This is a genomic window from Streptomyces sp. BE20 (assembly GCF_036322525.1).
Lineage (GTDB): Bacteria > Actinomycetota > Actinomycetes > Streptomycetales > Streptomycetaceae > Kitasatospora.
The window spans coordinates 313,027-339,844 of sequence record NZ_JAQYWW010001203.1 but is presented as its reverse complement, the minus strand read 5'-3'; the positions used below and the strand labels follow the sequence as shown (position 1 = coordinate 339,844).

At 73.9% G+C, this 26,818-nt stretch carries 22 protein-coding genes and 1 tRNA gene; 9 read left to right on the top strand and 14 right to left on the bottom strand.

The genetic code is table 11. The features are described from left to right. Positions 1 to 47 precede the first annotated feature (47 nt). The 3 genes from purL to purS are packed head-to-tail and all read right to left on the bottom strand — an operon-like array spanning position 48 to position 3,231. Complete coding sequence (gene purL, locus PUR61_RS40125; protein WP_329884866.1) at positions 48 to 2,303, bottom strand: phosphoribosylformylglycinamidine synthase subunit PurL; 2,256 nt, start codon at positions 2,301 to 2,303, stop codon at positions 48 to 50. Further along, positions 2,303 to 2,980, bottom strand: a complete 678-nt coding sequence (purQ, locus tag PUR61_RS40120) for a phosphoribosylformylglycinamidine synthase subunit PurQ (protein WP_329884865.1) — start codon at positions 2,978 to 2,980, stop codon at positions 2,303 to 2,305. The genes purL and purQ overlap by 1 nt, the downstream gene beginning before the upstream one ends. Beyond that, positions 2,977 to 3,231 (bottom strand): phosphoribosylformylglycinamidine synthase subunit PurS, encoded by a 255-nt coding sequence (gene purS, locus PUR61_RS40115; RefSeq protein ID WP_329884864.1) that lies wholly within the window; start codon positions 3,229 to 3,231, stop codon positions 2,977 to 2,979. The genes purQ and purS overlap by 4 nt, the downstream gene beginning before the upstream one ends. A 466-nt stretch (positions 3,232 to 3,697) precedes the next feature. Between purS and PUR61_RS40110 the strand changes: the two genes are divergently transcribed. From PUR61_RS40110 to PUR61_RS40085, 6 genes are all read left to right on the top strand, one after another. Then, positions 3,698 to 4,015 (top strand): histone-like nucleoid-structuring protein Lsr2, encoded by a 318-nt coding sequence (locus PUR61_RS40110; RefSeq protein ID WP_030304494.1) that lies wholly within the window; start codon positions 3,698 to 3,700, stop codon positions 4,013 to 4,015. 131 nt (positions 4,016 to 4,146) lie between these two features. Beyond that, positions 4,147 to 4,222, top strand: a tRNA-Gly gene (locus tag PUR61_RS40105). A gap of 180 nt (positions 4,223 to 4,402) precedes the next feature. Continuing rightward, positions 4,403 to 5,404, top strand: a complete 1,002-nt coding sequence (locus PUR61_RS40100; RefSeq protein ID WP_329884863.1) for an ABC transporter ATP-binding protein — start codon at positions 4,403 to 4,405, stop codon at positions 5,402 to 5,404. Next, positions 5,401 to 6,234, top strand: coding sequence for an ABC transporter permease (locus PUR61_RS40095; protein ID WP_329884862.1), 834 nt, complete (start codon positions 5,401 to 5,403; stop codon positions 6,232 to 6,234). The genes PUR61_RS40100 and PUR61_RS40095 overlap by 4 nt, the downstream gene beginning before the upstream one ends. A 92-nt stretch (positions 6,235 to 6,326) precedes the next feature. Then, positions 6,327 to 7,550: a sensor histidine kinase gene (locus PUR61_RS40090; protein ID WP_329884861.1), complete on the top strand. Its 1,224-nt coding sequence runs from the start codon at positions 6,327 to 6,329 to the stop codon at positions 7,548 to 7,550. A gap of 25 nt (positions 7,551 to 7,575) precedes the next feature. Next, positions 7,576 to 8,196: a response regulator transcription factor gene (locus tag PUR61_RS40085; RefSeq protein ID WP_329884860.1), complete on the top strand. Its 621-nt coding sequence runs from the start codon at positions 7,576 to 7,578 to the stop codon at positions 8,194 to 8,196. Between the two features lie 95 nt (positions 8,197 to 8,291). Here the strand turns inward: PUR61_RS40085 and PUR61_RS40080 are convergent, their stop codons facing one another. The 4 genes from PUR61_RS40080 to purD form a co-directional block, all read right to left on the bottom strand. Further along, positions 8,292 to 9,191 (bottom strand): phosphoribosylaminoimidazolesuccinocarboxamide synthase, encoded by a 900-nt coding sequence (locus PUR61_RS40080; RefSeq protein WP_329884859.1) that lies wholly within the window; start codon positions 9,189 to 9,191, stop codon positions 8,292 to 8,294. A 108-nt stretch (positions 9,192 to 9,299) separates the two neighbouring features. Beyond that, a complete protein-coding gene (locus PUR61_RS40075; protein WP_329884858.1) occupies positions 9,300 to 10,841 on the bottom strand; it encodes a N,N-dimethylformamidase beta subunit family domain-containing protein in 1,542 nt (513 codons plus the stop codon). 225 nt (positions 10,842 to 11,066) lie between these two features. Further along, entirely contained in the window at positions 11,067 to 12,632 is a 1,566-nt protein-coding gene (locus tag PUR61_RS40070) for a hypothetical protein (protein ID WP_329884857.1), read from the bottom strand. 649 nt (positions 12,633 to 13,281) lie between these two features. After that, the gene (purD, locus tag PUR61_RS40065) at positions 13,282 to 14,529 is read right to left on the bottom strand and encodes a phosphoribosylamine--glycine ligase (RefSeq protein ID WP_329884856.1); all 1,248 of its coding nucleotides are present in this window, start codon (positions 14,527 to 14,529) and stop codon (positions 13,282 to 13,284) included. Between the two features lie 461 nt (positions 14,530 to 14,990). Between purD and PUR61_RS40060 the strand changes: the two genes are divergently transcribed. Beyond that, the gene (locus PUR61_RS40060) at positions 14,991 to 15,776 is read left to right on the top strand and encodes an SLATT domain-containing protein (protein WP_329884855.1); all 786 of its coding nucleotides are present in this window, start codon (positions 14,991 to 14,993) and stop codon (positions 15,774 to 15,776) included. Positions 15,777 to 15,885: 109 nt separating this feature from the next. Here the strand turns inward: PUR61_RS40060 and PUR61_RS40055 are convergent, their stop codons facing one another. The 3 genes from PUR61_RS40055 to PUR61_RS40045 form a co-directional block, all read right to left on the bottom strand. Then, positions 15,886 to 16,533 (bottom strand): hypothetical protein, encoded by a 648-nt coding sequence (locus tag PUR61_RS40055; protein ID WP_329884854.1) that lies wholly within the window; start codon positions 16,531 to 16,533, stop codon positions 15,886 to 15,888. A 120-nt stretch (positions 16,534 to 16,653) separates the two neighbouring features. After that, positions 16,654 to 17,829 carry a GntR family transcriptional regulator gene (locus PUR61_RS40050; protein ID WP_329884853.1) on the bottom strand — a complete coding sequence of 392 codons (1,176 nt, stop codon included), beginning with the start codon at positions 17,827 to 17,829 and terminating at the stop codon, positions 16,654 to 16,656. 157 nt (positions 17,830 to 17,986) lie between these two features. Continuing rightward, the gene (locus PUR61_RS40045) at positions 17,987 to 18,784 is read right to left on the bottom strand and encodes a carbon-nitrogen family hydrolase (RefSeq protein ID WP_329884852.1); all 798 of its coding nucleotides are present in this window, start codon (positions 18,782 to 18,784) and stop codon (positions 17,987 to 17,989) included. A 174-nt stretch (positions 18,785 to 18,958) separates the two neighbouring features. Here PUR61_RS40045 and PUR61_RS40040 point away from each other — a divergent pair, with 174 nt between their 5' ends. After that, positions 18,959 to 19,780 (top strand): maleylpyruvate isomerase family mycothiol-dependent enzyme, encoded by an 822-nt coding sequence (locus tag PUR61_RS40040; protein ID WP_329884851.1) that lies wholly within the window; start codon positions 18,959 to 18,961, stop codon positions 19,778 to 19,780. Positions 19,781 to 19,875: 95 nt separating this feature from the next. Here PUR61_RS40040 and PUR61_RS40035 read toward each other — a convergent pair whose 3' ends face one another. The 3 genes from PUR61_RS40035 to PUR61_RS40025 all read right to left on the bottom strand — a co-directional run bounded on the left by PUR61_RS40035 (position 19,876) and on the right by PUR61_RS40025 (position 24,028). Then, positions 19,876 to 21,231, bottom strand: a complete 1,356-nt coding sequence (locus tag PUR61_RS40035; protein WP_329884850.1) for an MFS transporter — start codon at positions 21,229 to 21,231, stop codon at positions 19,876 to 19,878. A 144-nt stretch (positions 21,232 to 21,375) separates the two neighbouring features. Next, the gene (locus PUR61_RS40030) at positions 21,376 to 22,608 is read right to left on the bottom strand and encodes a M64 family metallopeptidase (RefSeq protein WP_329884849.1); all 1,233 of its coding nucleotides are present in this window, start codon (positions 22,606 to 22,608) and stop codon (positions 21,376 to 21,378) included. Between the two features lie 184 nt (positions 22,609 to 22,792). Next, positions 22,793 to 24,028, bottom strand: a complete 1,236-nt coding sequence (locus PUR61_RS40025; protein ID WP_329884848.1) for a benzoate/H(+) symporter BenE family transporter — start codon at positions 24,026 to 24,028, stop codon at positions 22,793 to 22,795. A 222-nt stretch (positions 24,029 to 24,250) separates the two neighbouring features. Here PUR61_RS40025 and PUR61_RS40020 point away from each other — a divergent pair, with 222 nt between their 5' ends. Beyond that, positions 24,251 to 25,240, top strand: coding sequence for a hypothetical protein (locus tag PUR61_RS40020; RefSeq protein WP_329884847.1), 990 nt, complete (start codon positions 24,251 to 24,253; stop codon positions 25,238 to 25,240). A gap of 91 nt (positions 25,241 to 25,331) precedes the next feature. On the opposite strand, the gene PUR61_RS40015 is transcribed toward PUR61_RS40020, so the two are convergent. Next, positions 25,332 to 26,807, bottom strand: coding sequence for a dihydrolipoamide acetyltransferase family protein (locus PUR61_RS40015; protein WP_329884846.1), 1,476 nt, complete (start codon positions 26,805 to 26,807; stop codon positions 25,332 to 25,334). Positions 26,808 to 26,818: the final 11 nt, after the last annotated feature.

Below are 26,818 nucleotides of genomic sequence, written 5' to 3'. Positions count from 1 at the left end.
AGGGGCGGACGGTTCCGCAGAACCGTCCGCCCCTCAGCACAGCCCGGTCAGGCGAGCAGAGCCTCGATGACGCCGGTGTGGACGTCCTTCAGCTCGGCCAGCGAGACGGTGAACAGGCCCTGCACGTCCAGCACGTCGCCGTCGACCACGCCGACCCGGGTGGCCGGCAGACCGCGCGCGGTGCACATGTCGTTGAACCGGAGCTCCTCGCTGCGCGGCACCGCGACGACCGCACGGCCGGCCGACTCGGAGAACAGGAACACGAACGGGTCCTGGCCCTCGGGCACGATGATCCGCGCGCCGTGGCCGCCCTTGAGGCAGCTCTCCACCAGGGCCTGGCCGAGGCCGCCGTCGGAGAGGTCGTGCGCGGCGTCGATCATGCCGTCGCGCGAGGCGGCGATCAGGATGTCGCCGAGCAGGCGCTCGCGCTCCAGGTCGACCTTGGGCGGCAGACCGCCCAGGTGGTCGTGGACCGCCTGCGACCAGGCCGAGCCGCCCAGCTCGTCCTCGGTGTCGCCGAGCAGGTAGAGCAGCTGCCCCTCCTCGGCGAAGGCCACCGGGGTGCGGCGGGTGACGTCGTCGATGACACCGAGCACCGCGACCACGGGGGTCGGGTGGATGGCGACCTCGCCGGTCTGGTTGTAGAGCGAGACGTTGCCGCCGGTGACCGGGGTGCCGAGCGTCAGGCAGGCGTCGGCCAGGCCGCGGGTGGCCTCGGCGAACTGCCACATCACGTCCGGGTCCTCGGGGGAGCCGAAGTTGAGGCAGTCGGAGACCGCGAGCGGCTTGGCGCCGCCGGCCGCGACGTTGCGGTACGCCTCGGCGAGGGCCAGCTGGGCACCGGTGTACGGGTCCAGCTTGGTGTAGCGGCCATTGCCGTCGGTGGCGACCGAGACGCCGAGGTTGGTCTCCTCGTCGATCCGGATCATGCCCGAGTCCTCGCCGACCGAGAGCACGGTGTTGCCGAGCACGTAGCGGTCGTACTGGTCGGTGATCCAGGACTTGGAGGCCTGGTTCGGGTGACCGGCGAGCTTGAGCAGGTCGGCCTTGAGGCCCTCGCCGGTGGTCGGGCGGGCCAGCCGCTCGGCGGTCGGGGCGTCGGCCTGCAGCGCGTCCTGCCAGCTCGGGCGGGCGTAGGGGCGCTCGTAGGTCGGGCCCTCGTGGGCGACGGTGCGCGGCGGCACGTCGACGACCAGGTCACCGTGCCAGAAGATCTCCAGGCGCTCGCCCTCGGTCACCTCACCGATGACGGTGGCGATGACGTCCCACTTCTCGCAGATCTCCAGGAAGCGGTCGACCTTGTCGGGCTCGACGATGGCGCACATGCGCTCCTGCGACTCGCTCATGAGGATCTCCTCGGGCGAGAGCGTGTGGTCGCGAAGCGGCACGGTGTCGAGCTCGATCCGCATGCCGCCGGAGCCGGCCGAGGCCAACTCGCTGGTGGCGCAGGACAGGCCGGCGCCGCCGAGGTCCTGGATGCCCTTGACGAGCTTCTCCCGGAAGATCTCCAGGGTGCACTCGATGAGGAGCTTCTCCTGGAACGGGTCGCCGACCTGGACGGCCGGGCGCTTGGCCGGGCCGGTGGCGTCGAAGGTCTCGGAGGCGAGCACCGAGACACCGCCGATGCCGTCGCCGCCGGTCCGGGCCCCGTACAGGATGACCTTGTTGCCGGCGCCGGTGGCCTGCGCGAGGTGGATGTCCTCGTGCTTCATGACGCCCACGCACAGGGCGTTGACCAGCGGGTTGCCCTGGTAGCAGGAGTCGAAGACGACCTCGCCGCCGATGTTCGGCAGGCCCAGGCAGTTGCCGTAGCCGCCGATGCCCGCGACGATCCCGGGCAGCACGCGCCGGGTGTCCGGGTGGTCGGCCGCGCCGAACCGCAGCGGGTCCATCACGGCGACCGGGCGGGCGCCCATCGCCAGGATGTCGCGGACGATGCCGCCGATGCCGGTGGCCGCGCCCTGGTAGGGCTCGATGTACGACGGGTGGTTGTGCGACTCGACCTTGAAGGTGACCGCGTATCCCTGGCCGACGTCGACCACACCGGCGTTCTCGCCGATGCCGACGAGCATCGCGTCGGTCTCCGGCTTCTTCTCGCCGAACTGCTTCAGGTGGACCTTGGAGCTCTTGTACGAACAGTGCTCGGACCACATGACCGAGTACATGGCGAGTTCCGCGCCGGTCGGACGGCGGCCGAGAATCTCCCGGATCCGCGCGTACTCGTCCTTCTTGAGGCCGAGTTCGGCCCAGGGCTGGCCGGCGTCCGGGGTCTGCTCGGCGTTCTTGACGGTGTCGAGGCTCATCAGGCGTTCACCAGCTGCTTCAGGACGGAAGTGAAGAAGCCCAGGCCCTCGGTGGTGGGACCGGTGAGCGGCTCCACGGCGTGCTCGGGGTGCGGCATCAGGCCGACGACATTGCCGGCGGCGTTGGTGATGCCCGCGATGTCGCGGTACGAACCGTTGGGGTTGACGTCCAGGTAACGGGCGACCACACGGCCCTCCGCCTCCAGTTCGTCGAGGACGCGCTCGTCGGCGACGAAGCGGCCCTCGCCGTTCTTCAGCGGCACGACGATTTCCTGGCCGACCGCGTAATCCCGGGTCCAGGCAGTGCCGTTGTTCTCGATCCGCAGCTTCTGGTCGCGGCAGATGAAGTGCAGCGAGTCGTTGCGGGTGAGGGCGCCCGGCAGCAGGTGCGATTCACAGAGCACCTGGAAGCCGTTGCAGATACCGAGAACCGGCATTCCCAGCTTCGCCTGCTCGATGACGGTGTCCATCACCGGCGAGAAGCGGGAGATGGCGCCGCAGCGCAGATAGTCGCCGTAACTGAATCCGCCCGGCAGGACGACCGCGTCGACCTGGTGGAGATCCTTGTCACGGTGCCAGAGGGCGACCGGCTCGGCACCGGCCAGGCGGACCGCACGACGGGCGTCGCGATCGTCGAGCGAGCCGGGGAAAGTGACGACGCCGACGCGGGTGGTCACTTCGCCTCCTCCTCGACGCGGACGGTGAAGTCCTCGATCACGGTGTTGGCGAGAAAGGTCTCGGCGGCTTCGCGGATACGGGCGAGCACGGCGTCGTCGACCGGGCCCTCCAGCTCCAGCTCGAAGCGCTTGCCCTGGCGGACGTCGGCGATCCCGGTGAATCCGAGACGGGGCAGCGCACGCTGCACCGCCTGTCCCTGGGGGTCGAGGATCTCCGGCTTGAGCATGACGTCGACTACGACGCGTGCCACTGGCACTCCCGGTGGTGTCTTCGTGAGGCGGGGGAACTCCAGACTACCGGGGGTTTCGGGCGGGATTGCTGGCCGGGCGGCGCGACGCGCGTAGACCCGAGACCCTTACGCCACAAGGGCTCCGGACGCCGGGCGCCCCCCGCACACCGTCCCATTTCGCCGGATTCCCGGACCCCAGCGAGAACACCCGAAGAGCACCCGAATACCGCCACTCCGGGACAGATCCCCCAACCGCGTGCCCGGGTATCCGACGCGGCGGCGAAGACACGTGAATATCCGGAAAAGAAAGCCGGACTCTTCGATTTCTCCCCGCTTCGGGTGCAGAATAGGGCCACCTGCCGCGGCAAGTGCTGCGTATCCGGCATGCCATCGGGCCTGCCCGTATGCGCTTGCGCGAGGGGTGCACATCAGGCCCCGGAGCGCACCCGCGCCCGGTCGGCCGAATTGCCCGAGAGGATTGACACCCATGGCTCAGCGTGTAGTTGTCACGCTCTCCGACGACCTGGACGGCGGCGCAGCCGCGGAAACCGTCCACTTCGGCGTCGACGGGAAGTCGTACGAGATCGATTTGTCCGTGGACAACGCGGAAAAGCTGCGGGAGGCCCTCGCTCCGTTCGTCGCGGCCGGCCGCCGCCAGAGCCGCACCGGGAAGTCCTTCCGGCGCACCGCGCTCACCCCGGACCCCGCCGCCGTGCGCGCCTGGGCCCAGTCCCGCGGCATGGAGCTGCCCGCCCGCGGCCGCATCCCCAAGCACGTCTACGAGGCGTTCGCCGAGGCGAACTGACCACCGCGGTACCCGGTCGTCCCGCCCAAACCCCAAGGGTGGGGCGACCACCCCGACGGATGCTGTAGAGTATTCCTCGTCGCCGCAACGGAGAGATCCGAAGAGGCGGAAGGTGCCCCACCAGGTACCGTGCGGACGTGGCTCAGTTGGTAGAGCATCACCTTGCCAAGGTGAGGGTCGCGAGTTCGAATCTCGTCGTCCGCTCCATGACGAAGGGTCCTCTCGGTCGAGAGGGCCCTTCGGCGTTTCCGGCATTCGCCGGCGACCGTCCGCAGTATCCGGGCCCACCGACCGGTGACATATGTCATGGCCGACCCGTGGATCCGCACCCCGTTCCCGTGAAGCCGCGCACTGTCCGCGGTGCCCCGGCGACGGGAGGCTTGGGACATGGAAACCAGCCAGCCCCTCCACGGCGACCACGTGATCGAGGTCACCGACCTGCACCGTCACTACGGCACCGGCACCACCCGCTACCACGCGGTCCGCGGCGTCGACCTGACCGTCGGCCGCGGCGAGCTGTTCGCCCTGCTGGGCACCAACGGGGCCGGCAAGACCTCCACCATGGAGCTGATCGAGGGACTCACCGCCCCGAGCGAGGGACGGGTCCGCGTCCTCGGCCACGACCCGCACGGCGAGCGCAGCGCCGTCCGGCCGCGCATCGGCATCATGCTCCAGGAGGGCGGTTTCCCCGGCGAGCTCACCGTCGCCGAGACCGGCCGAGCGTGGGCCGGGATGACCAGCAACGCCCGCCCGCTCGACGAGGCACTGGACCTGGTCGACCTCACCCACCGCCGCAACGTCCGGGTCAAGCAGCTCTCCGGCGGCGAGCGCCGCCGGCTCGACCTGGCGATGGCCCTGCTCGGCCGGCCCGAGGTGCTCTTCCTGGACGAGCCGAGCACCGGCCTCGACCCGGAGGCCCGCGTCGCCGTCTGGCGGCTGGTCCGCGAGCTGCGCGCCCAGGGCACCACGGTGCTGCTCACCACGCACTACCTGGAGGAGGCCGAGGAGCTCGCCGACCGGCTGGCCATCATGCACGGCGGCCAGGTCGTCACCACCGGCACGGTGGCCGAGGTGATCGCCGGCCGGCCGTCCCGGATCTCCTTCGAGCTCCCCGAGTTCACCGGCACCTCGCTGCCGCCGCTGGCCGACGCCACGGTGACCGCCGACGGCCGGAAGATCACCGTCCAGACCCCGCGGCTCCAGGCCACCCTCACCGACCTGCTCGGCTGGGCCGCCCGCCACGGCGTCGAACTCGGCGCGCTCGACGCCCGCAGCGCCTCCCTGGAGGAGGCCTTCCTGGCCATCGCCTCCGAGGCCGCCGACCGGCCCCCGGCCGAGACCCCCGCCGCTCCCACCGCCCGCCGCCGCCTGATCGGACTCGCCCGATGACCACCGCCACCGCCTCCGCCACCACCGCCGGTCCCCGGAGCACCACCGCCCGTCGGCTGCTGGCCCTCGGCCGGGCCGAGGGCATCCTGCTGCTGCGCAACCGGACCGCCCTGTTCACCGCCCTGCTGCTGCCGCTGCTGCTCATCGGCGGGCTGAAGAACGTGCTCGACCAGCAGGCCGAGACCACCCCCGGCCTCGACGTCGACTCCCTGCTGGTCAACGGCGCCGTCGGGATGGTGCTGGCCTTCGTCGTCTACTACAACCTGACCGCCGCCTACGTGGCCCGCCGCGGCGAGCTGGTGCTCAAGCGACTGCGCACCGGCGAGGCCCGGGACATCGAGATCCTGGCCGGCACCGCCGTCCCCTCCGTCGCCCTGGCCCTGCTGATGTGCGCCGTGATCGGCATCGCGGGGGCCTCGGTCCTGAACCTGACCGCGCCGGTCAACCCGCTGCTGCTGATCGTCGGCCTGGTCATGGCCGTCGGCACCCTGATGGCCCTGGCCGCCATCTCCAGCGCCTTCACCAGGACCGTCGAGAGCGCCGGCATCACCACCATGCCGATCCTGCTGCTCTCCCAGTTCGGCTCCGGCCTGTTCTTCCCGCTGGAGGTCATGCCGGACCGGGTCGCCGACTTCTGCCGCCTGCTGCCCACGACCCCGGCGTTCCAGCTGATCCGGGTCGGCTGGTTCGGCACCGACGGCTCGGCCGACGCCACCGGCTTCGCCGGCACCTGGTCCACCGCCGCGCCGCACCTGGTCACCGGCGCCGTCTGGCTGGCCCTCGCGGCCTGGGGTGCCGTCCGGTACTTCCGCTGGGAGCCGCGCCGCTGAACGGCCCGGACCGGGAACCGATGGCCCGCACCCCGCTCCACCTCTGATAGGAAGACAGCAGCACGATCATGGCCGGACGGGGAGCGGAGCAGATGGGTGTCGTGAATCCGGTGCGCAGGTGGCGAGGCTTCAGCAAGCCCCAGCGCTCCGAGCTCTACCTCCGCTGGTCGCTCTACCTGATGGCGCTCGCCCCGCTGCCGGCCGCCCTGCTGAGCAGCACCTCCGCCCCGGAGACCCGGCACTACCCGGCCTCCGTCCGGGTCAGCCTGGTCGTGGGCCTCGCCCTGGTCCTGGTCACCCTGCGCGCCTACCGCACCTCGCTGGACCACTACCTGAAGCGGCCCGCGGACCACCCCCGCTGGCTCCTGATCACCGGAGCCGTCGCGGTGGCCGGCTCCTGGGCGGTCATGCTGATCGGCCCCCGGACCGGCGACGGCCCGGACAGCGCGCCGTTCACCGCCTCGATCGTGATCGCCATGCTCTTCTCCTCCTTCGGTCCGGCCGCCGTGGGGCTGCCGCCGCGCACGGCGGCCCTCGCCGGACTCGGGGCGCTGCTGGCCGTCGCCCCCGCGCTCATGCTGGCCGGCGTCGACCTCGCGACCACCTGCGGGATGCTGGTGTTCACCGCGTCCGCCATGACCTTCATGGGCTGCAGCTGCCGCAGCTTCGCCTGGCTCCAGTCGGTGGTCTGGGAGCTGGACTCGGCCCGCGAGGCCCAGGCGCAGCTGGCCGTCGCCGAGGAGCGCCTGCGGTTCTCCCGCGACCTGCACGACGTGATGGGCCGCAACCTCACCACCATCGCGCTCAAGAGCGAGCTGGCCTTCCAACTGGCCCGGCGCGGCAGGCCGGAGGCCGCCGACCAGATGGCCGAGGTGCAGCGGATCGCCCAGGAGTCGCAGCGCGAGGTCCGGGACGTGATCCGCGGCTACCGCACGGCGGACCTGCACGCGGAGGCGATCGGCGCCCGTGCGGTGCTCCGCTCGGCCGACGTGGCCTGCGAGATCGACCTCGGCGAGCACGCCCACGAGCTGCCGGCCCCGGTCCAGTCGGTGCTCGGCTGGGTGATCCGCGAGGCCACCACCAACGTGCTGCGGCACAGCGAGGCGGCCCGCTGCTCGATCCGGCTCCGCCGGGAGGACGACCGGGCGTTGCTGGAGCTGGAGAATGACGGGGTGCCGGCCGTCCCGCTGCCCTCCCAGGGCGGCGGTACCGGGCTGGGCGGTCTGCGCGAGCGGCTCGCCGTCCACGACGGCGAGCTGACCCTGCCGGTCGCCGCGCCGGGCAGCTTCCGGCTGCTCGCCAGCGTCCCGATCTGAACCGCTCCACCGGAAGGCACCCCCGATGACCGACTCCGCGCCCGTCCGCGTCCTGCTCGCCGACGACGAGCACCTGATCCGGGGCGCGCTGGCCGCGCTGCTCGCGCTGGAGGAGGACATCGTGGTGGTCGCCCAGGCCGCCTCGGGCCCGGAGGCCCTGGCGATGGCCGAGGCGCACCGGCCGGACGTCGCGGTGCTGGACCTGCAGATGCCCGGGCTGGACGGCATCGAGGTGGCCACCCGGCTGCGCACGCTGCTGCCGGACTGCCGCTGCATGATCGTCACCGGCCACGGCCGGCCGGGCTACCTGAAGCGCGCGCTGGAGGTCGGGATCCGGGGCTTCCTGCCGAAGACCGTCTCGGCGGCCGACCTGGCCGGGATCATCCGCACCGTGCGGGCCGGCGGGCGGTACGTGGACCCGGAGCTTGCGGCGGACGCGATCGCCGCCGGGGAGACCCCGCTGACGCCGCGCGAGACGGACGTCCTGGAGCTGGCCGCCGACGGCACCTCGATCGCGGAGATCGCCGCGCGCGCGTCGCTCTCCCAGGGCACGGTCCGCAACTACCTCTCCTCGGCGGCCGCCAAGCTGGGCGCGGAGAACCGCCACGCGGCGGTGCGGATCGCCCGCGAGCACGGCTGGATCTGAGCCGGAACCGCCCCGCCCCGCCCGCCCTGCCCTGCCCTGCGGACGCCGCCGGGTCCGCCCGGGCGGGCGGACCCGGACGGACCCGGACGGTGTCCTCAGACCCAGCTGAGGCCGGTCAGCCGCTCGTAGGCCTCGACGTACTTGGCGCTGACCCGCTCGACGACCTCGGCGGGCAGCTGCGGCGGCGGCTGCTCGCTCTTCCGGTCCCAGCCGGAGGCCGGGGAGGTCAGCCAGTCGCGGACGATCTGCTTGTCGAAGGAGGGCTGGGCGTGTCCCGGCTCCCACTGGTCGACCGGCCAGAACCGCGAGGAGTCCGGGGTGAGGACCTCGTCGCCGATCACCAATTCGCCGTCCAGCAGGCCGAACTCGAACTTGGTGTCGGCCAGGATGATGCCGCGGTCGCGCGCGATGTCCCGGGCCCGGGAGTAGACGGCCAGGGTGGTCTGCCGCAGCTGCACCGCCAGGTCCGCGCCGATCCGGCGGGCGGTCTCCTCGTACGGGACGTTCTCGTCGTGCTCGCCGACCTCGGCCTTGAGCGCCGGGGTGTAGATCGGGGCGGGCAGCTCGGAGCCGTCCTCCAGGCCCTCGGGCAGGGCGATGCCGCAGACGGTGCGGGAGTCGCGGTACTCCTCCAGGCCGGAGCCGGCCAGGTAGCCGCGGGCGACGCACTCGACCGGGATCATGTCGAGGCTGCGGCAGACCAGCGTGCGGCCCTTCCAGTCGGCGGGGGCGCCGGCCGGGACCTCGGTGGAGATCACGTGGTTGGGCACCAGGTCGGCGATCCGGTCGAACCACCACAGCGAGAGCTGGGTCAGGATGCGGCCCTTGTCCGGGATCTCGTTGGGCAGCACCCAGTCGTAGGCCGAGGTGCGGTCGCTGGCGACCATCACCAGCTCGCCGGACTCGGTCCGGTAGAGGTCGCGCACCTTGCCGGTGTGCAGGTGGACCAGGCCGGGCACCTGGACCGGCTCGGGCTTGGTGACAAATCCGCTCAAGGTCGTCTCAGTCCTCAGGGGTCGTTCGCGGGCGTGGGGCGCGAAAGGGGAGGTCACTGGGGTCGAGTCTGTCATGGCTCCCACCCGGACCCCGGAGGGGTCGGCCGCTCAGCCGTTCTTGCAGAGGTGGTCGAGCAGGTTGGCGGTGGCCCGCTGGATCCGCTCGTCGGTGAGGCCCGGGCGGTCCAGCGCGGGTGACCAGGCGAAGGTCCCGGAGGCGAAGACGTACGCGCCGCTGGGCGCCCGGTAGAGCGAGGTCTCCTGGTAGCGGGTGCGGCCGGCCAGGTCCCGGTACGGGGAGTGCGAGAGCAGCACCCGGTCGGTGTGGGCGGGCAGCGCGACCTTCGGGTAGTACCGGTCGGCCTCGCCGGCCACCAGACCGGGCAGCTCGTCGCCCTCCTGGACGCCGGTGCCCTCCCAGAGCCAGTGGCCGGTGTGCCGGGCGACCATCGGGACGGGCGCGGCGACCCGGCCGGAGTACTGCAGGCCGAGCAGGTGCTGCTCGGGCTCGCCGGCGTCGCGCCAGAGCGCGCTGGCGGCGCCGGGGGCGCCCGTGGCGGGGCTGCCCGGCTGGACCTTCTGGCGCTTGCGGCAGTTGAGCAGCCGGTTGGGCTCGCCGGAGGGCGCGGCGCTCAGCTCGACCCGCCAGTACATGGTGTTGGCGGACAGGAAGACCAGCGAGGTGCCTCCGTCCCGGGCCCGTTCGGCGGCCCGGCGCATCGGCTCGGACCAGTACTCGTCGTGGCCGGGGAAGACCAGCGCCTTGTGCCGTGCGGGGTCGACCAGCCCCGCGTGCAGGTCGGTGGCGGTGGCGTAGGAGAGGTCGTAGCCGTACCGCTCGGCCCAGCGGATGAAGTCGTAGGCGTGGCCGACGTGCAGCGGCAGTCCGGCGGTGGCGTGCGGGCGGTCGAAGGAGACGGTGACGGCCGCCTCGGGCTCGCCGACCAGCCGGCCGCCGCCGTCCCAGGCGTGGTAGAGGCTGGCGCCGCTGCGGCCGTCCTCGGGAAAGAGGTTGTACGCCTGCCAGGTCACGTCGGGGACCACCAGCAGCAGCTCGGCGGCGCGCGCCTGGTCCTCGAAGTCCCGGACGGTGAAGGGGATGTGGCTGCGGTGCAGCATGTCGGCGGTGGTCAGCACGGCGACGTAGGCACCGGGCCTCCAGTGGGCCGGGATCTGCAGCCGCCAGGTGTGCCACCAGTGGTGGCAGGAGACGGTCCTCCCGGCGACCAGCGGGGCGGGCTGGACCATGCCGGCGATCAGCGGGCTGGACGTCATGTGGTGGGCGCCGTCACCGGCGTAGTGGCCGATCCGGTAGACGTCGACGGTGAACTCGCGCGGCGGGTTGACGGTGACCCGGAAGTCCACGGAGCCGCCGGGGCGGACCACGCCGGCCGAGGCGAAGCCCTTGATCTGCTGCTCCTCGTCGTTGGAGCTGAGCGGGGTCCCGACCGGCGGCTTGCCCCGGAGGCCGGCGGACAGCCGCCGCTGTCCGGGGGCGTCCACCGAGACGTACCAGGGGACGGCGCCCTCGGCGCCCGCGAGGTACTGGTCCGGGCTGCGCAGCCAGGGCAACGGGCCCTGGCCGAAGGGATCGGAGACGCTGTGCGCGTGCGTCCCGGACTCCCAGCGGCGGTTGAGTTCGGTCCCCACGCGCGCCCCTCCCAGGTGCACCTACGCGGTTGGCATGTGCCTCCCGGATGTGCGTGCGGTCTAATACACCACACAGTGCTGGCGCTGCGTCACCCTACGGTAGCAACTAGTGGTGACGAATCTCCCCGCCCGGGCCCCGGAGGGCCTCCGGCCTGCGAAGACCCGGGGCGGCCGGCCGTTCCGGGGGCGCACATTCCGGGAGCACGCGCCCCCGGGTGCCGGTCGTCAGAGCCGGACGGGCTTCTCCAGCCGGACGCCGGCGGCGTCCAGCCAGGCCCGCAGCGGGCCGTCCTGGCCCTGCTCGACGGCCTGCGCGACCGGCTCGGCGAGGTCGGTGCGGCGGACCCCGCCGAGCTGCAGGACCGGGCCGTCCAGCCAGTCCAGGCCGGGAACGGCCCCCGCGGTGTCCACGGAGGCGCAGCAGACCATCGCCGTGACGTGGTCGACCAGCACGTCCCGCCCGGAGCGGACCGGTTCGAGCAGCGGCGCGGGTGCGGTGGTGCGGGCCAGCTGGGCGGTGAGCGCGGCGGCCAGCCGCTCGCCGTCGCCCTCCGCGAGCCGGACCAGCAGGCGGGTCAGCGTCGGGGCGCCGGGGCGGGCCTGCGGGGCGAGCCGGTCCAACGCGGACTGCAGCTCCGCGGCCCGGGCGCGCCAGCCGGCGTCCACCACCTCGACCGGGTAGTCGGCCCACTCCAGCTCGCGCCAGGCGCCGGAGGCGGGCCGGCCGAAGAACAGCTCGGCGGCGAGCCGGGAGACCGCCGCGTCCACCGCGCCGGGCTCCTCCAGGAGGTCGCAGGCGGGGCGGTCGCCGAGCCGGCTGCTGTAGCCGTCGGCCAGCCGGTCGCGCCGGGACAGTTCGGTCAGTGCGGCGACCACACCCGCGTTCAGGTGCGCGGGGTGGCGGCCCAGCCGCCAGGCGGGCAGCGCGACCCGGGTGAGCAGCCGGTCCCAGCCCGCGTAGGCGAGGCCGACCTGCTCCTGGGCGGCGATCCGCAGGCCGTAGTCGACTTCGCGGGCCTGTTCGGACGCCCAGCCGGCGACGGCGCGTTCCAGTTCGGCGGCGTGCCCGCGGCAGGCGCCGAGCAGCCGTCGGGTGATCCGGTCGGTGAGCCCGGCCGGGCCCCGGCGGGCGGGCCGCGGGCCTTCGGGCGGAGCGCAGACCAGACCGGAGGCCGGGGCGGCGTCCAGGCTGGCGTCCAGGGCGCGCAGGAAGCGGCGTGCCGCGGCGATCTCGGGGTCTGCGGCGGCCGCGGTGCCGGCCACCACCGGGGCGAGGAGGGCGCGCAGCTCGCCGGCCCGCATCCACCAGAGGAACGGCGAACCGATCACCAGGACCGGCGCGGGCTGCTCGTGGTCGGCCCGGCGGGACCGGCGGGCCGGGCGGGGCGGCGGGACGTCCTCCAGCCAGCTGTCGCAGTCCGGGGTGAGCGCGATGGCGGAGGGCGCGGGGACCTCCAGGCGGTCGGCCAGCTCGTCGATCAGCCGGTACAGCTCGGGGGCCTGTCCCCGGGCGATCGGGACGGCCGGGGTCTGCGGCGGCACGGCCCGGCGGTACGTCCGGGCGGCCAGCCCGGCCACCAGCAGGGTGAGCGCGGCGACCGCGCCGAGCACCCAGCGGGCGGCGTCCCAGCCGGCGGCGTCCGGGGAACCGGGGGCGCCGAGCCGGCCGGTGAACCGGCCTGCGAGCAGCACCGCCGCAGCGGCGGCGGGCAGCGCGGCGGCGGCCAGGGCGAGACCCCGGATCCGCAGGACCGCCTGGGCATGAGCGCGCGCGGTGTCGACAACGGCCATACGGTGCGGCACCCCCTTCGGAGCCCTCGGGCACCCGGTGACGGGGTCCGAGCCGACTCGAACGATCAGTTCCGACCGGGGGGCGGTGACGTCCGGTCCCCGGTAGTGCATGCTGCGTGGCGCTTCTGACATTCTCGACGCCCGTGTCCGGGTGGGTGTTCCGGATCGCCCCGGTTTCCACTCGTCCCGGTGACGCCGTCCGAATTCCGGACGACCGTACCCGGGCGTCGTACGAAGCGGCCCGGGCGTCCCGGCCGGACGCCGTCCAGCATCCCCCCGCAGGACCGCCGCTACCCGGCGGCGGCCGGGAACGGCGCGGCCCGGGGCGCTGCGATCCAGCGCACCATAAGGCCGGGCGCCCGGCTGCGTCAGCCGGATGCGGCCGCTGTCACTCGATGGGCTGGATTCCGGCCGCCGAACGGTGCGGCGGCCCCGGATCCGCTCCGGCCCCTCCCGCCCCCGAAACGCCGGTCCGCGCTGCGGCCATGGGGGTTGTCCCGCCGCCCCGCCGGCCCAGCCGTCCCGCTCCGCCGGCCGACGGGGCGGGGACCGCGGGCCCGGGTCGGCGGGGCGGGACGGCCGGCCGGGAACGGCCCGGGCCCCCGGCGATCGCTCGCCGGGGGCCCGGGGGTGCCTGAGGGGGGAGCCGTCAGCCCGCCGCCTTCAGCGCGATGTCGGTCCGGTGCTGGCCGCCCTTGAGGGAGATCCGGTCGAGCGCCCGGTACGCCCGGTCCCGCGCCTCGGCGAGGCCGGTCCCGGTGGCGGTGACCGAGAGGACCCGGCCGCCGGCGCTGAGCACCCGGCCGTCCTCGTCCAGCTTCGTCCCCGCGTGCAGCACGTACGCGGTGCCGTCGGCGGCCTCCGCCTCGGCCAGACCCTCGATCGGGTCACCGGTGCGCGGCGCCGCCGGGTAGCCCTCGGAGGCGATCACCACGGTGACCGCGGCGCCCTCGTCCCAGCGCAGCGGCTCCAGCTGGTCCAGCGTGCCGGTGGCCGAGGCGTGCAGGACGCCCGCCAGCGGGGTCCGCAGCCGGGCCAGCACGACCTGGGTCTCCGGGTCGCCGAAGCGGGCGTTGAACTCGATCACCCGGGTGCCGCGCGAGGTCAGCGCCAGGCCGGCGTAGAGCAGGCCGGAGAACGGGGTGCCCCGGCGGTGCAGCTCGTCCACGGTCGGCTGCAGGACGGTCTCCAGGACCTCCTCCACCAGGCCCTCGGGGGCCCACGGCAGCGGCGAGTAGGCGCCCATGCCGCCGGTGTTCGGACCCTCGTCGCCGTCCAGCGCGCGCTTGAAGTCCTGGGCCGGCTGGAGCGGGAGCACGGTGGTGCCGTCGGTGATCGCGAAGAGCGAGACCTCGGGGCCGTCCAGGTACTCCTCGATGACCACCCGATCGCAGGCGATGGCGTGGGCCAGCGCGGCCTCGCGGTCGGAGGTGACCACGACGCCCTTGCCGGCGGCCAGGCCGTCGTCCTTGACCACGTAGGGCGGGCCGAAGGCGTCCAGCGCCTCGGCCGCCTCCTCGGCGGTGGTGCAGACGTAGGAGCGGGCGGTGGGCACGCCGGCGCCGGCCATCACGTCCTTGGCGAAGGCCTTGGACCCCTCCAGCAGGGCGGCCTCCCCGGACGGGCCGAAGACGGGGATGCCGGCCGCGCGCACGGCGTCGGAGACGCCCGCGACCAGCGGGGCCTCCGGGCCGACCACGACCAGGTCGGAGCCGAGCTGCCGGGCGAGCGCCGCGACCTGCGCGCCGTCCAGCTGGTCGACCGGGTGGACCGTCGCCACCTGCGCGATCCCGGCGTTGCCCGGGGCACAGTGCAGCTCGGTCACGGCGGGATCTTGGGACAGAGAGCGGCACAGGGCGTGTTCGCGGGCGCCGCCGCCGATGACGAGGACCTTCACGCTGCGCAAGGGTAGCCGGTGGCCGGTTCGGGCCGCTCTCCGGTCCCGTCGGAAGCCACGAACGGAGGGCTCCGGTACACGCACGGCCCCGGAGGATCGTCCGATCCCGGCGCCGGACGGTAGGCGCGCAGTGCCCGGGTCAGGACAGCGGGTCACCGGGGCCTCGCTCGGACGGGTGAAATCTCGCCGAGCGCCGCAACCCTCCCACCTCGGGATCCGGTGGCCGAATCCGGTAACGATCATTGGCGAAGCGCCCACACGGTCAGCCATTTGGCGGTAAGAAGTGCTGTTGGACCACTACCGGCCGCGGCCGGTACCGCCGCCCCGGGGCATCCGCGTCCGCCCCGGACCCGGCACGTGTCCGACGGTTCGACCGGTGTTTCACGGGCCGTCAGGCCGATGTCACGTCAGTCGGCGCACAGTCAGACCCAGCAGTCCGCCCGCCACAGGGAGCCCCACAGGTGAGCCAGCCGGAAATGCAGCCCGAGGAGAGTGCCTGGGGCAAGGAGATCGGCGAGGAGGACCCGCCGGCCGCGACCGTCGCGCGCCCTGCCTCCACCCGCCGCCGGTCCGATCTGAGCACCCGCCAGTTCCCCCTCGGGGACTGGGGCGAGCCCGCCGAGCGGCTGGAGGAGCTCTACCGCTGGTCGGAGGAGCGCGCGGTCGAGGCGATCGAGTGGTACCGGCGGGACCGGGTCTGGAAGCGCCGCTGGGCCCGGCTGCTGCGGTTCGGCACGGCCGGCTTCGCGATCGGCGGGGTGACCGCCCCGCTGGTCGACCTGACCGGGGCGGTGGCGAACGGCACCAGCTGGGGCTACGTCGGGCTGGCCCTCGCCGCCGCCTGCCACGGCGTGGACCGGGTGTTCGGCCTCACCTCCGGCTGGATGCGGGACGTCTCCACCGGGCAGGCGCTGCAACGCCGTCTGGAGGCTTTCCAGTTCGACTGGGCGTCGGAGTGCGTGCGGGAGGTGCTCGGCCCCACGGAGGGCACCGCGGGCGAGGCCGCCGAGCGGTGCCTCGGGGTGCTGCGGCGGTTCTGCGAGGACATCTCGGACATGGTCCGCACCGAGACCTCGGAGTGGATGCTGGAGTTCCGCGCCGGGATGACCCAGCTGCCCACCCAGGCCCCCGGGAGCTGGGGCGGTCGCACCGAGCCGGGCATCGGCGCCCAGGTGCGGGTGCTGCCGCCGCCGGGCACCCGGCCGACCATGCCGCGCCAGCGGCCGCCGGAGGGGCCGCTGCGCTAGCGGAGGCCGTACGGGCGGTTCCCGGGCGCCGCGCCGTGCGGCGCGTGGGCCTTGGGCGGCGTGAGGCGCGGGGGCGGGCAGCGCGGGCAGCGGGTGCCGAGCCGTCCCGTCAGGCGAAGACGATCATCGAGCCCTGGTGCAGGCTGCGGGTCGCCGCCGCGTACAGGCCCGCCCAGGCGTGCCGCTCCCGGGCGAACGGGTGCAGGTCGTCCAGCGGCGGGCCGAACGGCTGCTCCAGCCCGGTCGGGCCGAGCGGCCGGGTCGGGGCCGGCGGGTCGAACGGGTCGATGCCCAGCGCCGGGGCGACGGCCTGCAGCTCGCGCAGCAGCCCGTGGCTAGAGCCGAGCGGGCCGCCCGAGGCGAGCAGGGCCTCGTCCACCAGCGGAACGGCGAACTCGATCGGCACGTACGCGCCGGCGTGGTCGAAGTGCCAGACCAGGTGCGACTGCTCGGCGCTGCTCTCGAACATCTCCAGCAACTGCTCGTAGTCGCCGCCGAGCTCGTCGACCGGCGTGATGTCCAGACCGGTCAGACCCAGCAGGTAGGCCCGGCGCAGGAAGTGCAGCGAGTCGTAGTCGAAGGCGGCTATCGGCTCGACCGCCCCGCTGAGACCCGGCACGTAGTGGTACACCGGCACCTCGGGCAGGCCGTACGAGGCCAGCACCTGGTTGTAGAGCGCGAGGTCGTCCCGGAAGGGATTGTCGGGGCTGTGGCTCAGCACGTCCACCAGCGGGACGAGCCAGAGGTCGCAGGCCATGGGACGGCTCTTCCTCTCCGGGCATCGGGGGCCGGCCGCGCGGGGCGGCGGACGGCGAAGGGGCGGGTCGGCGCCCGGGCAGTCGGTCCGAGGACCGGCCGGGGCGGACGACCGCCCACCCTACCGGCCCGGCGCGCGATGCGGATCGGGCCGCCCCTCCGGCAGTTGGCCGGGCTGCGGTTCGGGCAGCCGGCGGCCGAACCGCCCGTACGGGACGGAGCGGGGCTGCGGCACCAGACCGAGGCCCAGACCCAGTTCACGGCCCAGTTCACGGCCCAGCTCGTGCTCCCGGCCGCGGGCGCCGCCGGCCGGCCGGACCGGCCCGGGGTCCCGGCCCGCCCCGCCCGGTCCGAGTTCGGCGTCGGCGCGCGCCGCCTCGCCCGGGACCGCCCCGCCCGGGACCGCCCCGCCGTCGGACGGGCCCTCCACCGGCGCGGCGATCCCCGGAGCGTCCGGCACACCCGCTCCGGCACCGCCCGGCGGGGCGTCCCCGGGAGCCGTCGGGTCCGGGCCGGCGCCCGGCAGGGCGGTACCGCCCGGCGGGACGGCCGCCCGCTCCGGCACCGGCCGACCGGCCAGTAGCGCCAGCACCCCCACCGACTCCACCGACTGCCCGGACAGCTCGGCCAGCAGCCGGACGGTGAAGAGGTTGTACTCGCAGACGATCCGGTGGACGGCCGCGAGGTCCCGGGCCTCGATCGCGTCCACCAGCTCGACGTGGCTGTCCCAGCAGACCCCGGACAGCTCGGGCATCGCCCGCAGGTGCGGCGCGGCGAACATCCAGGACTGCACCCGCAGCCAGTCCAGGTAGTCGGCGATCCGGCGGTTGCCGAGCAGCCCGGCGACCTCCTGCCAAAACCGGCGGTCGCACCCCACCATCACGTCCAGGTTCCCGGCGCGGGCCGCCCGCACCGCCGCGTCCGCACGGCGGCGCAGCGAGGGCAGCCGGCTCTCGTCCGTCGGTCCGGAACGCGCGGCCAGCTGCCGGAAGTAGCTGTCGGTGATCAGCACCCGGGACTCGAAGATCTCCAGGAAGTCCTCCCAGCCGAACTCGGGCACCGTGAAGCCCCGGTGGTGCTCGGCCCGGAGCAGCCCCTGCGCGGACAGGTCGACCAGCGCTTCCCTGGCCGGGGTCGCCGAGACCCCGTACAGCTCGGCGATCTCCTTGACGGTGAAGTTGCGCCCGGCCGCCAGGCGGCCGGCCATCATCTCCTCGCGCAGCGCGCCGGCGATCTGTTCGCGCAGGCTGTTCCGGTGGATCACGGGGCGGGTGTCGCCTGGGCCGGTGCCGAACATGCGCGCGACCTCCTCGGCGGGCTGGACGGCCTGACGGGGACAGACCGGCGGTAGAACGGCTGGTAACACGACGAAGGCTCATCTTCTCAAAAAGGACACCGCCGTGTACAAGCCCCCCATACGCCCCGGGCGCGCCCCGCGCGCTCCTCCGCCGCCGCTACCTCTGCACGGGCGCCGGAATGCCCAGCAGACGGTCCCGGTGCACCGGGAACTCGGCGCGCGCCCTGGCCACCTCCGCCGGATCGAACTCCACGGTCAGCACCTCCTCCCCGGACCCCGCCTCGGCCAGCACCCGGCCCCACGGGTCCACCACGATGCTGTGGCCCGCCTGCTCCACCCCGCCGTGCGTGCCCGCCGTGTTGCAGGCCAGGACGTACGCCTGCTCCTCCACCGCGCGGGCCCGGTTCAGCAGCGTCCAGTGCTCCCGCCGCCGCGCCGGCCACGCCGCCGGAATCACCAGCAGCTGCGCACCCGCGTCCAGCAGGGCCCGGAACAGCTCCGGGAACCGCAGGTCGTAGCAGGTCGCCAGGCCCAGCGTGCCGAGATCCGTCGTGGCCGTGACGATCTCCTGGCCGGCGCCCATCGCCACCGCCTCCCCGCTGTCGAAACCGAAGCGGTGGATCTTGCGGTAGGTGTGCACCAGCTCGCCGTCCGGGGCGAAGAGCAGCGAGGTGTTGTAGATCGGCCCGTCCGGATCGCGCTCGACGATCGAACCGGCGTGCAGCCAGACACCGGCCGCCTTCGCGGCCGCCGCCATCGCGTCCGAGGTCGGCCCGTCCAGGGCCTCCGCGCCGTCCGACCAGAGGTCGTGGGCGAAACCGCCGAGCGGCCACAGCTCCGGCAGGACGACCAGATCGGCCCCCTGTTGCGCCCGGACCAGCGCGGCCGCGCGGGCCCGCCGCTCGGCGGGCGGCTCGGCGTCGGATACCCCGAGTTGGATCAATGAAGCGCGCACAGTACCACCGTCCACGGCAAGAGTCCTACGATCGTCACCCGAAAGCGCTGCCCTGCTATCACCCGGCAGCGTAACGTGCGGTTAGCGTGTGTGCCCGGAAGCCGGACCTTTCCCGGCCGACCCCGAACCCGGGGCACGCGTGGCAAGGCAGCTGACGGAGGGCCGGAGATTCCCGTGACGGACAACCAGACCGTGCAGGCTTACACCGAGGCGTGGACGCAGGCCATCGAGGCGATATCCGAGCTGGTGACGCCACTGCCGGAGAACTCCTGGAACCGGGCGACCGAATGCCCCGGCTGGTCCGTCCGGGACGTCGTCTCGCACGTCATCGCCGTCGAGTCCGAACTGCTCGGTGACCCCCGCCCGATCCACTCGCTCCCCCGCGACCTCCGCCACGTCGCCAGCGACTACGCCCGCTACATCGAGCTGCCGGTCGACAAGCGCCGCTGCCACACCGCGCTGGAGATGACCAGCGAGCTGGAGTACACGATCATCCGCCGCTCCCGCGCGCTGCGGAACGCCAAGCAGACCCCCACCGAACCGGTCCGCCGGCCGGGCGGCCCGCACGGCCGCGACGTGCCGTACCACGAGCTGCTGCGCCTGCGGGCCTTCGACGTCTGGGTGCACCAGCAGGACCTCCGCCGCGCCCTCGGGCTGCCCGGCGACCTCGACTCCCCGGCCGCGCTGATCGCCCGCGACGTCCTGCTGGAGGCGCTGCCGAAGGCGGTCGCCCACCAGGCCGGCGCCCCGGCCGGCACCGCCCTGGTCGTCGACGTCACCGGACGCGTCGAGTTCCTGCGCACCGTCCGGGTCGACTCCGCCGGCCGCGGCACCGTCGACGAGTCCATCAGCCTCGCGCCCGACGTGCAGCTCACCCTCGACTGGGAGACCTACGTCCGCCTCGCCTGCGGCCGGGGCCGCCCCGGCCCGGTCGCCGTCGAGGGCGACAAGGAGCTCGCCGACCGCGTCCTCACCAACTTCGCCGTCACCCCGTAGCCCTCCGTGAGGCCTCAGGAGGCGAAAACCGTCGGCCTTCGCCCGGTAGGCGTCAGAAGTTCTGAGGGCTCCGAGGTTTCCGCAGGTGAGAAACCCTACGGCGTCGCCGGTGCCAGCTTCCGGCGGAGCCGGAGGATCATCAGCGTGCCCACCGCGAGGGGGACGTACTGCCAGCAGAACGCCCAGCGGAAGGCGGTCGCGGAGTAGGTGTCGGCGCCGGCGGGGCTGAGGGTGTCGAGCAGGACGCCGATCCCGAGGAGTGTGATCATCGTGCCGATGAAGCCGCCCATGTTGACGATGCCGGAGGCCGTCCCGAGGCGTTCGACGGGGTTGCGGGCGCGGGCGTAGTCGAGGCCGACCAGGGAGGCCGGGCCGTTGCTGCCCATCACCAGGATGACCGCGACCAGCAGCCAGAGCGGCGGGTGGCCGCCGGGCCAGGCCAGGACGGCGGCCCAGAGCGCGGCGGTGGCGCCGATGGCGGTGAACACGATCGGCATCCGGGCGCGGGCGGTGCGGGAGAGCAGCCGGCCGAAGAGGAAGCCGAAGCTCATGTTGGCGAGCACCAGCAGGGTGAGCAGCCCGCCGGCCTCGGTGCGGGACATGCCCTGCGCCTCGACCAGGTAGGGCAGGCCCCAGAGCAGGCCGAAGGCGTTGCCGGGGAACTGGGTGGTGAAGTGCACCCAGAGCCCGAGCCGGGTGCCCGGCTCCCGCCAGGCCTCCCGCACCTGCCCCCCGACGCCGGGCCGGGGCCCGGCAGGTACGGCGGGCCCGCCGGGCCCGACAGGTACGGTGCCCGGCGCCTCCCGGAGGAACAGCGCGACCAGGGCGAACACCCCGATGCCGAGCAGGGCGATGGCGGTGAAGGTGGGCGTCCAGCCCTCGCTGTGCAGGGCCTGGGCGAGGACCACGGTGGTGACGAGGTTGCCGCCCATCCCGGCGAGGCCGGTCAGCTGCGCGACGAACGGGTTCCTGGCCGCCGGGAACCAGCGGGCGGCGATCCGCAGCACGCTGATGAAGGTCATGGCGTCGCCGCAGCCCAGCACCGCCCGGGAGGCGAGCGCGGGGGCGAACGCGTCGGAGAAGGCGAAGGCGAGCTGCCCGGTGCTGAGCAGCAGGATGCCGAGCAGCAGGACCCGGCGCGGTCCGAACCGGTCGACCAGCAGCCCGACGGGTATCTGCATGGCCGCGTAGACCAGGACCTGGAGGATCGAGAACGTGGAGAGCGCGGAGGCGCCGATGCCGAAGCGGTCGGCGGCGTCGAGTCCGGCCACGCCGAGGCTGGTGCGGTGGATGACGGCGAGGACGTAGACGCTGACGCCGATGGACCAGGCCAGCCAGGCGGCCCGCCCGCCCGGCGGGCGGGCCACGACCGGGGGCGCGGACACGGCGGCGGTGGCACCGGGAGCGACGGCCGGCAGGGGGCTGGCTGGACGGGCTGGCTCCACGGTCATAGTGCGCCCAGCGTAGTCATCCCATCATTGGACGCCCAGACCGGGGTGACCGAGGACGGACACCGGCCGTCCCGATCCGGCCACTCCCGGTCCTGCTCGCCCTGCCCCTGCCCCCCTGCCCCCTTTCCGCCCGCCCCGTGCCCCCTACCCCACCACCGTCCAGGAGACCGACCGCGTCATGTACCGGTCCCGGAAGGCCTCGTCGCGGACCCAGTCGGTGGTGTCCCGGACCGTGGCGGTGACGGTGGCGCTGTGCCCGGGCGCGAGCCCCAGCAGCGCGGTGTCGAGCCAGCTGCGGTCCGCCGCCTGCGGCTCCACCGGGACGCCGTCCACCGTCCAGTCGACCCGCAGCTGCCGGGCGCCGGCCAGCGGCAGCGGCCGGGCCTCCAGCCGGGGCCGGCCGGTGACCTCACCGGGGGGCGGGACCGGGGTGTCGGTCGGCCGGACCCGCCGGTAGATCTCCTCGATGATCGCCTCCCGCGACGGCAGGTTGTACGCGCCGCCGAGGGTTCGCATCACCGAGTCCGGGGTGGGCCGGTAGACGCCGTTGGCGCTGCGGTACGCCCCGATCGTCCCGGCGCCGTCCGGGGACTCCGCGCCGAGCCAGCGCCACCACTTGACCTGCTTGCGGCGCATCTCGTCGGCGTTCTCGACGGCGAGGTTGGGGTAGTCGGCGTCGTCCGGCGCGCTGTCGTACTCGTCGCCGAGGTCGCCGACGGTGTGCCCTATCTCGTGCTGGATGATCCGGCCCGCGTCCGGGCTGCCGCCGGCCAGGGTGGTCACCCCGGTCCCGCCGGCACCGCCGTACTCCCCGGAGTTGGCGAGGGCGATCAGGTACTGCGGGCCGTCGCCCCGGCCGGCGAAGCGGGCCGTCTCGTCCTCGTCGGCGCAGAGCAGCCGGGCGGTGCCCTCGCACCAGAAGTGCATGCCGAGCGGGGTGGCCGCCTGGCGTCCGCGACTCTCGGTCTCGGCGATGCCCGAGACCGGGGAGACCACCTCGACACGCCTTATGTTGAAGAACCCCTGGTAGCTGCGGAACGGCTCGATCTCCATCAGGGCGTGCCAGGCCCGGTCCGCCTGCTCGCGGAACAGCTCCTGCTCGGCCTCGGTGTACCCGTCGCCGAGCAGGACGAGGGTGATCCGGTTGGCCGGGTCGCCGGTCCGCCGTATGTCGACGGTCGGCGCGGTGCCGGCGACGCGCACGTCGGCCCGGAGCGCGGCGTGCGGCGGCACCGCCCGGTCGGCGGGGGCGCCGGGACCGATCACCCCGAACGGTGACGGGCCGGCCAGTTCGAGCGCGGCCGGGAGTACGGCGGTGGACACCAGCACGAGCGCGGCCAGACTCCGGACGAGCCGGCCAGGGTTGCCAGGCGGCATACGGGTGCGTCCTCGACGTTCCGGTCACCCGGTGTCGCCCGGGTGGTGGACGCGAAGACGTACCCGGCCCGGTGTGTCGGCCTCACCGGTCGGCGAAAATGTCACCGACCTGGCCGAACGACAGGCACCTCACCAGTCATACCTATGAGTCCTGTCAGGTGGATGATCACCCCGGGCCGTGACCTCAGCGGCCCCGGTCCCGCCGGGCCTCCAGCACCAGATGGGTGACGAGGCCGAACAGCAGGCCCCAGAAGGCCGCGCCGATGCCGAACAGGCTCATCCCGGAGGCGGTCGCCAGGAAGGTCACCACCGCCGCGTCCCGGCCGCGCTCCTCGGCGACCGCCGCGGCCAGGCTGCCCTGCAGCGAGGCCAGCAGCGCCACCCCGGCGATCACCGCGATCAGTTCCTTCGGCAGTCCGGTGAACAGGCTCACCAGGACCCCTCCGAAACTGCCCACCACCAGGTAGAGCAGGCCCGCCGACATCCCGGCCACATAACGACGGCGCGGGTCGGGGTGGCTCTCCGGGCCGGCGCAGATGGCAGCGGTGATCGCGGCCAGGTTGACGCCGGGCGAGCCGAACGGCGCCAGCAGGACGGAGACCCCGCCCGTCGCTCCGATCAGCAGCCGGTCGTCCGGCCGGTAGCCGAAGGCCCGCATCACGCCGAGGCCGGGCGCGTTCTGCGAGGCCAGCGCGACGATGGTGAGGGGCAGCGCCAGGCCCACCATGGCCGGCCCGGTGAACGCGGGCACGGTGAACGCCGGCCGGGTCGGCCCGCCGGATCCGAGGTCCAGCGGCAGACCGACGGTGACGGCCGCCAGCACCCCGCCGACCAGCAGCGCGGCCGGCACGGCGTACCGGGGGGCCGTCCGCTTGGCGAGCAGGAAGGCCGCGAAGCTGCCGAGCACCAGGGCGGGCGCCCCCTTCACCGCGCCGAAGATCCCGGCGCCGAAGGAGAAGAGGATGCCCGCCAGCATCGCGTTGACGATCCCGGCCGGGACGGCGGCGATCAGCCGGCCGAACAGCCCGGTGACCCCGAACAGCGCCACCACCACCCCGCTCACCAGGAAGGCGCCGATCGCCTCCCGGTAGGGGTAGTCGCCGAGGCTGGTCACCAACAGGGCGGCGCCGGGGGTGGACCAGGCGGTGATCACCGGCGTCCTGGTCCACCAGCTGAGCAGCAGGCAGGTCAGCCCGCTGCCGACCGCGACCGCCCAGATCCAGGAGGCGGTCTGCGCCTGGTCCAGCCGCCCGGCGGCGGCCGCCGCGAGCACCACGACCAGCGGACCGGAGAACGACACCACGATGCACACCAGTCCGGCCAGCAGCGCCGGGACGGAGGCGTCCCGCCGCAGCGAGCGGCGTTCCTCGGGGTGGTCGGTAGGCCCCTCGGCCGCACGGGTTATCAGCTCCTCTGCCATCCCGGCAGTATCGCGGAGCAACCCCCTCCGCGGGCGGTTCGAGGATTCCCGGAAGAACTTCCGAACCCACCTGCAACCCCCGGCGGGGACGGACGTCTATACGGATGAAGGCACGGAGAGCGAGACCGGCGAGGGCCGGGGGGCGCTACCGCTCGCGAGCAGCGGACGCCGGTCACCTTCACCTCACACACCCGCACCACCATGGCCCTGGGGAGACACGTCATGAGCAAGTCCGTTATGACCGCATTCGCGAAGAACATCCGCCCGCTCTCCGGCCGCCGCCTCGCCACCGTCGCCGCCACCGCCGTCCTCGTCGGCTCCGTCCAGCTCATGACCGCCGACACCTCCTGGGCCTGCGGGGACAACCGGATCGGCGGTCCGCACCCGGCCACCGGCACCGAGCACCACGCCCCCGGAACCCTGGTCTCCCCGGACGCCGCCCTCACCTCCGCCAAGTCCTCGGTCGTCGCGGACGGCGGCTGGAACGAGGTCTCCCTGAAGGTCACCAACAAGACCGGCACCGAGGCCCACGGGATGGAGCCCCAGTTCGCCATCCACACGCCGGGTGAGCGCGCGGCGGTGCGTTCGAAGGATGTCCGGATCCAGTTCCTGGACTACACCGGCGCGTGGAAGAACGTCCCGGCGACCGAAGGCTGCTACCGCATCATCGACGCCGGCGACGCCCAGCGCCAGAGGATGTCCGACAACACGTCGGTCACCTTCAAGTTCCGCTTCTCCCTCGCCTCGACCACCCCCGAGGACGTCACCACGATCAGCCTGCTGGCCTCGGTCGGCCGCGCCGGCGCGGGCGCCCCGGGTGCGACCGATCTGAAGGCGGTCAAGGTGACGCGGCCCCAGGGCACGCGCGCCGCCCAGCCCACCGCGAAGCCCTCCGCCACGGCCAAGCCCGCCACCCCGAAGCCCTCCGCCCCGAAGCCCGCCGCCAAGCCGACCGGCACCGCCAAGCCCGCTCCCGCCGAGCCGGGCGCCGCGCAGACTCCGGCCGCCTCCCCCGGCACCGCGGCCACCGAGGCCCCCGCGGCCACGCCCACCACCGCACCGGCCACCACCGCGCCCGCCGGCACCCCGGAGCTCGCCCAGACCGGCGCCGGCACCCCCAACGGCCTCCTCGCCGCCCTCGCCGGCACCCTCGCCACCGCCGGCGCAGCCGTCCTGGTCGCCGTGCGCCGCCTGCGCGGCGCCCGCCACTGAGCCAGGGCGGTAGCGGCCGACGCACGGGGTAGGCGAAGGGCCCTGCCTCCGCACGGCGGTGCGGAGGCAGGGCCCTTTCGGCAGCCGGGGCTCAGCCCCAGGTGATCAGACGCTTCGGGTACTCCAGGATGCCCGCCACGTCGGCCAGCACCCGCGACCCCAGCTCCCCGTCCACCAGGCGGTGGTCGAAGGAGAGTGCCAGTGTGGTCACCTGTCGCGGGACCACCTTGCCCTTGTGCACCCACGGCAGTTCCCGGACCGCGCCGAAGGCCAGGATCGCGGCCTCGCCCGGGTTGAGGATCGGGGTGCCGGTGTCGACGCCGAAGACGCCGACGTTGGTGATGGTGACCGTGCCGCCCTGCATGTCGTTCGGCGAGGTCTTGCCCTGTCGGGCGGTGTCGATCAGCTCCCCGAGCGACACCGCCAGGCCCCCGAGGGTCTTGCCACCCGCGTCCTTGATGTTGGGGACGATCAGGCCGCGCGGGGTGGCCGCGGCGATGCCGAGGTTCACCTGCCCCTTGATGACGATCTCCTGGGCCGCCTCGTCCCACTGGGCGTTGATCTCCGGGTGGCGCTTGATCGCGGTGAGCAGCGCCTTGGCGACCAGCAGCAGCGGGCTGACCCGGACGTCCCGGCCCAGCTCGCCGCTCTCCTTGAGCCGGCGGACGAACTTCATCGTGCGGGTGACGTCGACCTGGACGAACTCGGTGACGTGCGGGGCGGTGAAGGCCGAGGCCACCATCGCCTGCGCGATCGCCTTGCGGACGCCCTTGATCGGCACCCGGACGTCGCCCGCGGCCGGAACGGCCACCTGGGCGGCGACCGCCGGCTCGGCGGCCGGGGCCGGGGCCGCGGCCTCGACCGCGGCGGGCACCGGAGCAGTGGACGCTGCCGCGTGGGCGTGCAGGTCCTCGCGGGTGACGACGCCGTCGGGGCCGGTCGGGGTGACGGCCCGCAGGTCGATCCCGAGGTCCTTGGCGAGCTTGCGCACCGGCGGCTTGGCCAGCGGGCGGTCACCGGTGACGGCGGCGGGCGCCACCGCCGGTGCGGGCACCGCCGCGGGAGCGGGAGCCACGACGGGAGCCGGGGCCACGACCGGGGCCGGAACCGGAGCCACGACCGGGGCCGGGGCCACCGGGGCCGAGGTGGAGGCGGTCGCCACCACGGTCGTGCGGCGGGCCCGGCGCTGGGCGACACCGGTCCGCGGGCCGTACCCGACCAGCACCTCGCGCCGCTCGGGCTCGACCTCGGCGGCCGGGGCCGGCGGAGCCGCCGGGGCCGCGACGGCGGGGGCGGGAGCCCCTGCCTCGCCGGCCACCGCGACCGAGATGATCACGGCGCCGACGTCGACCGTCGCGCCCTCCGGGAAGAACAACTGCTCGACGACCCCGTTGAACGGGATCGGCAGCTCCACGGCGGCCTTGGCGGTCTCCACCTCGCAGACGATCTGGCCGTCCGTCACGGTGTCACCGGGCTTGACGTGCCAGCTGAGGATCTCGGCCTCGGTGAGGCCCTCGCCCACGTCGGGCATCTTGAACTCGCGGAGCGAGCGAACTTCGGTGGTCATCTTCGCTCCCC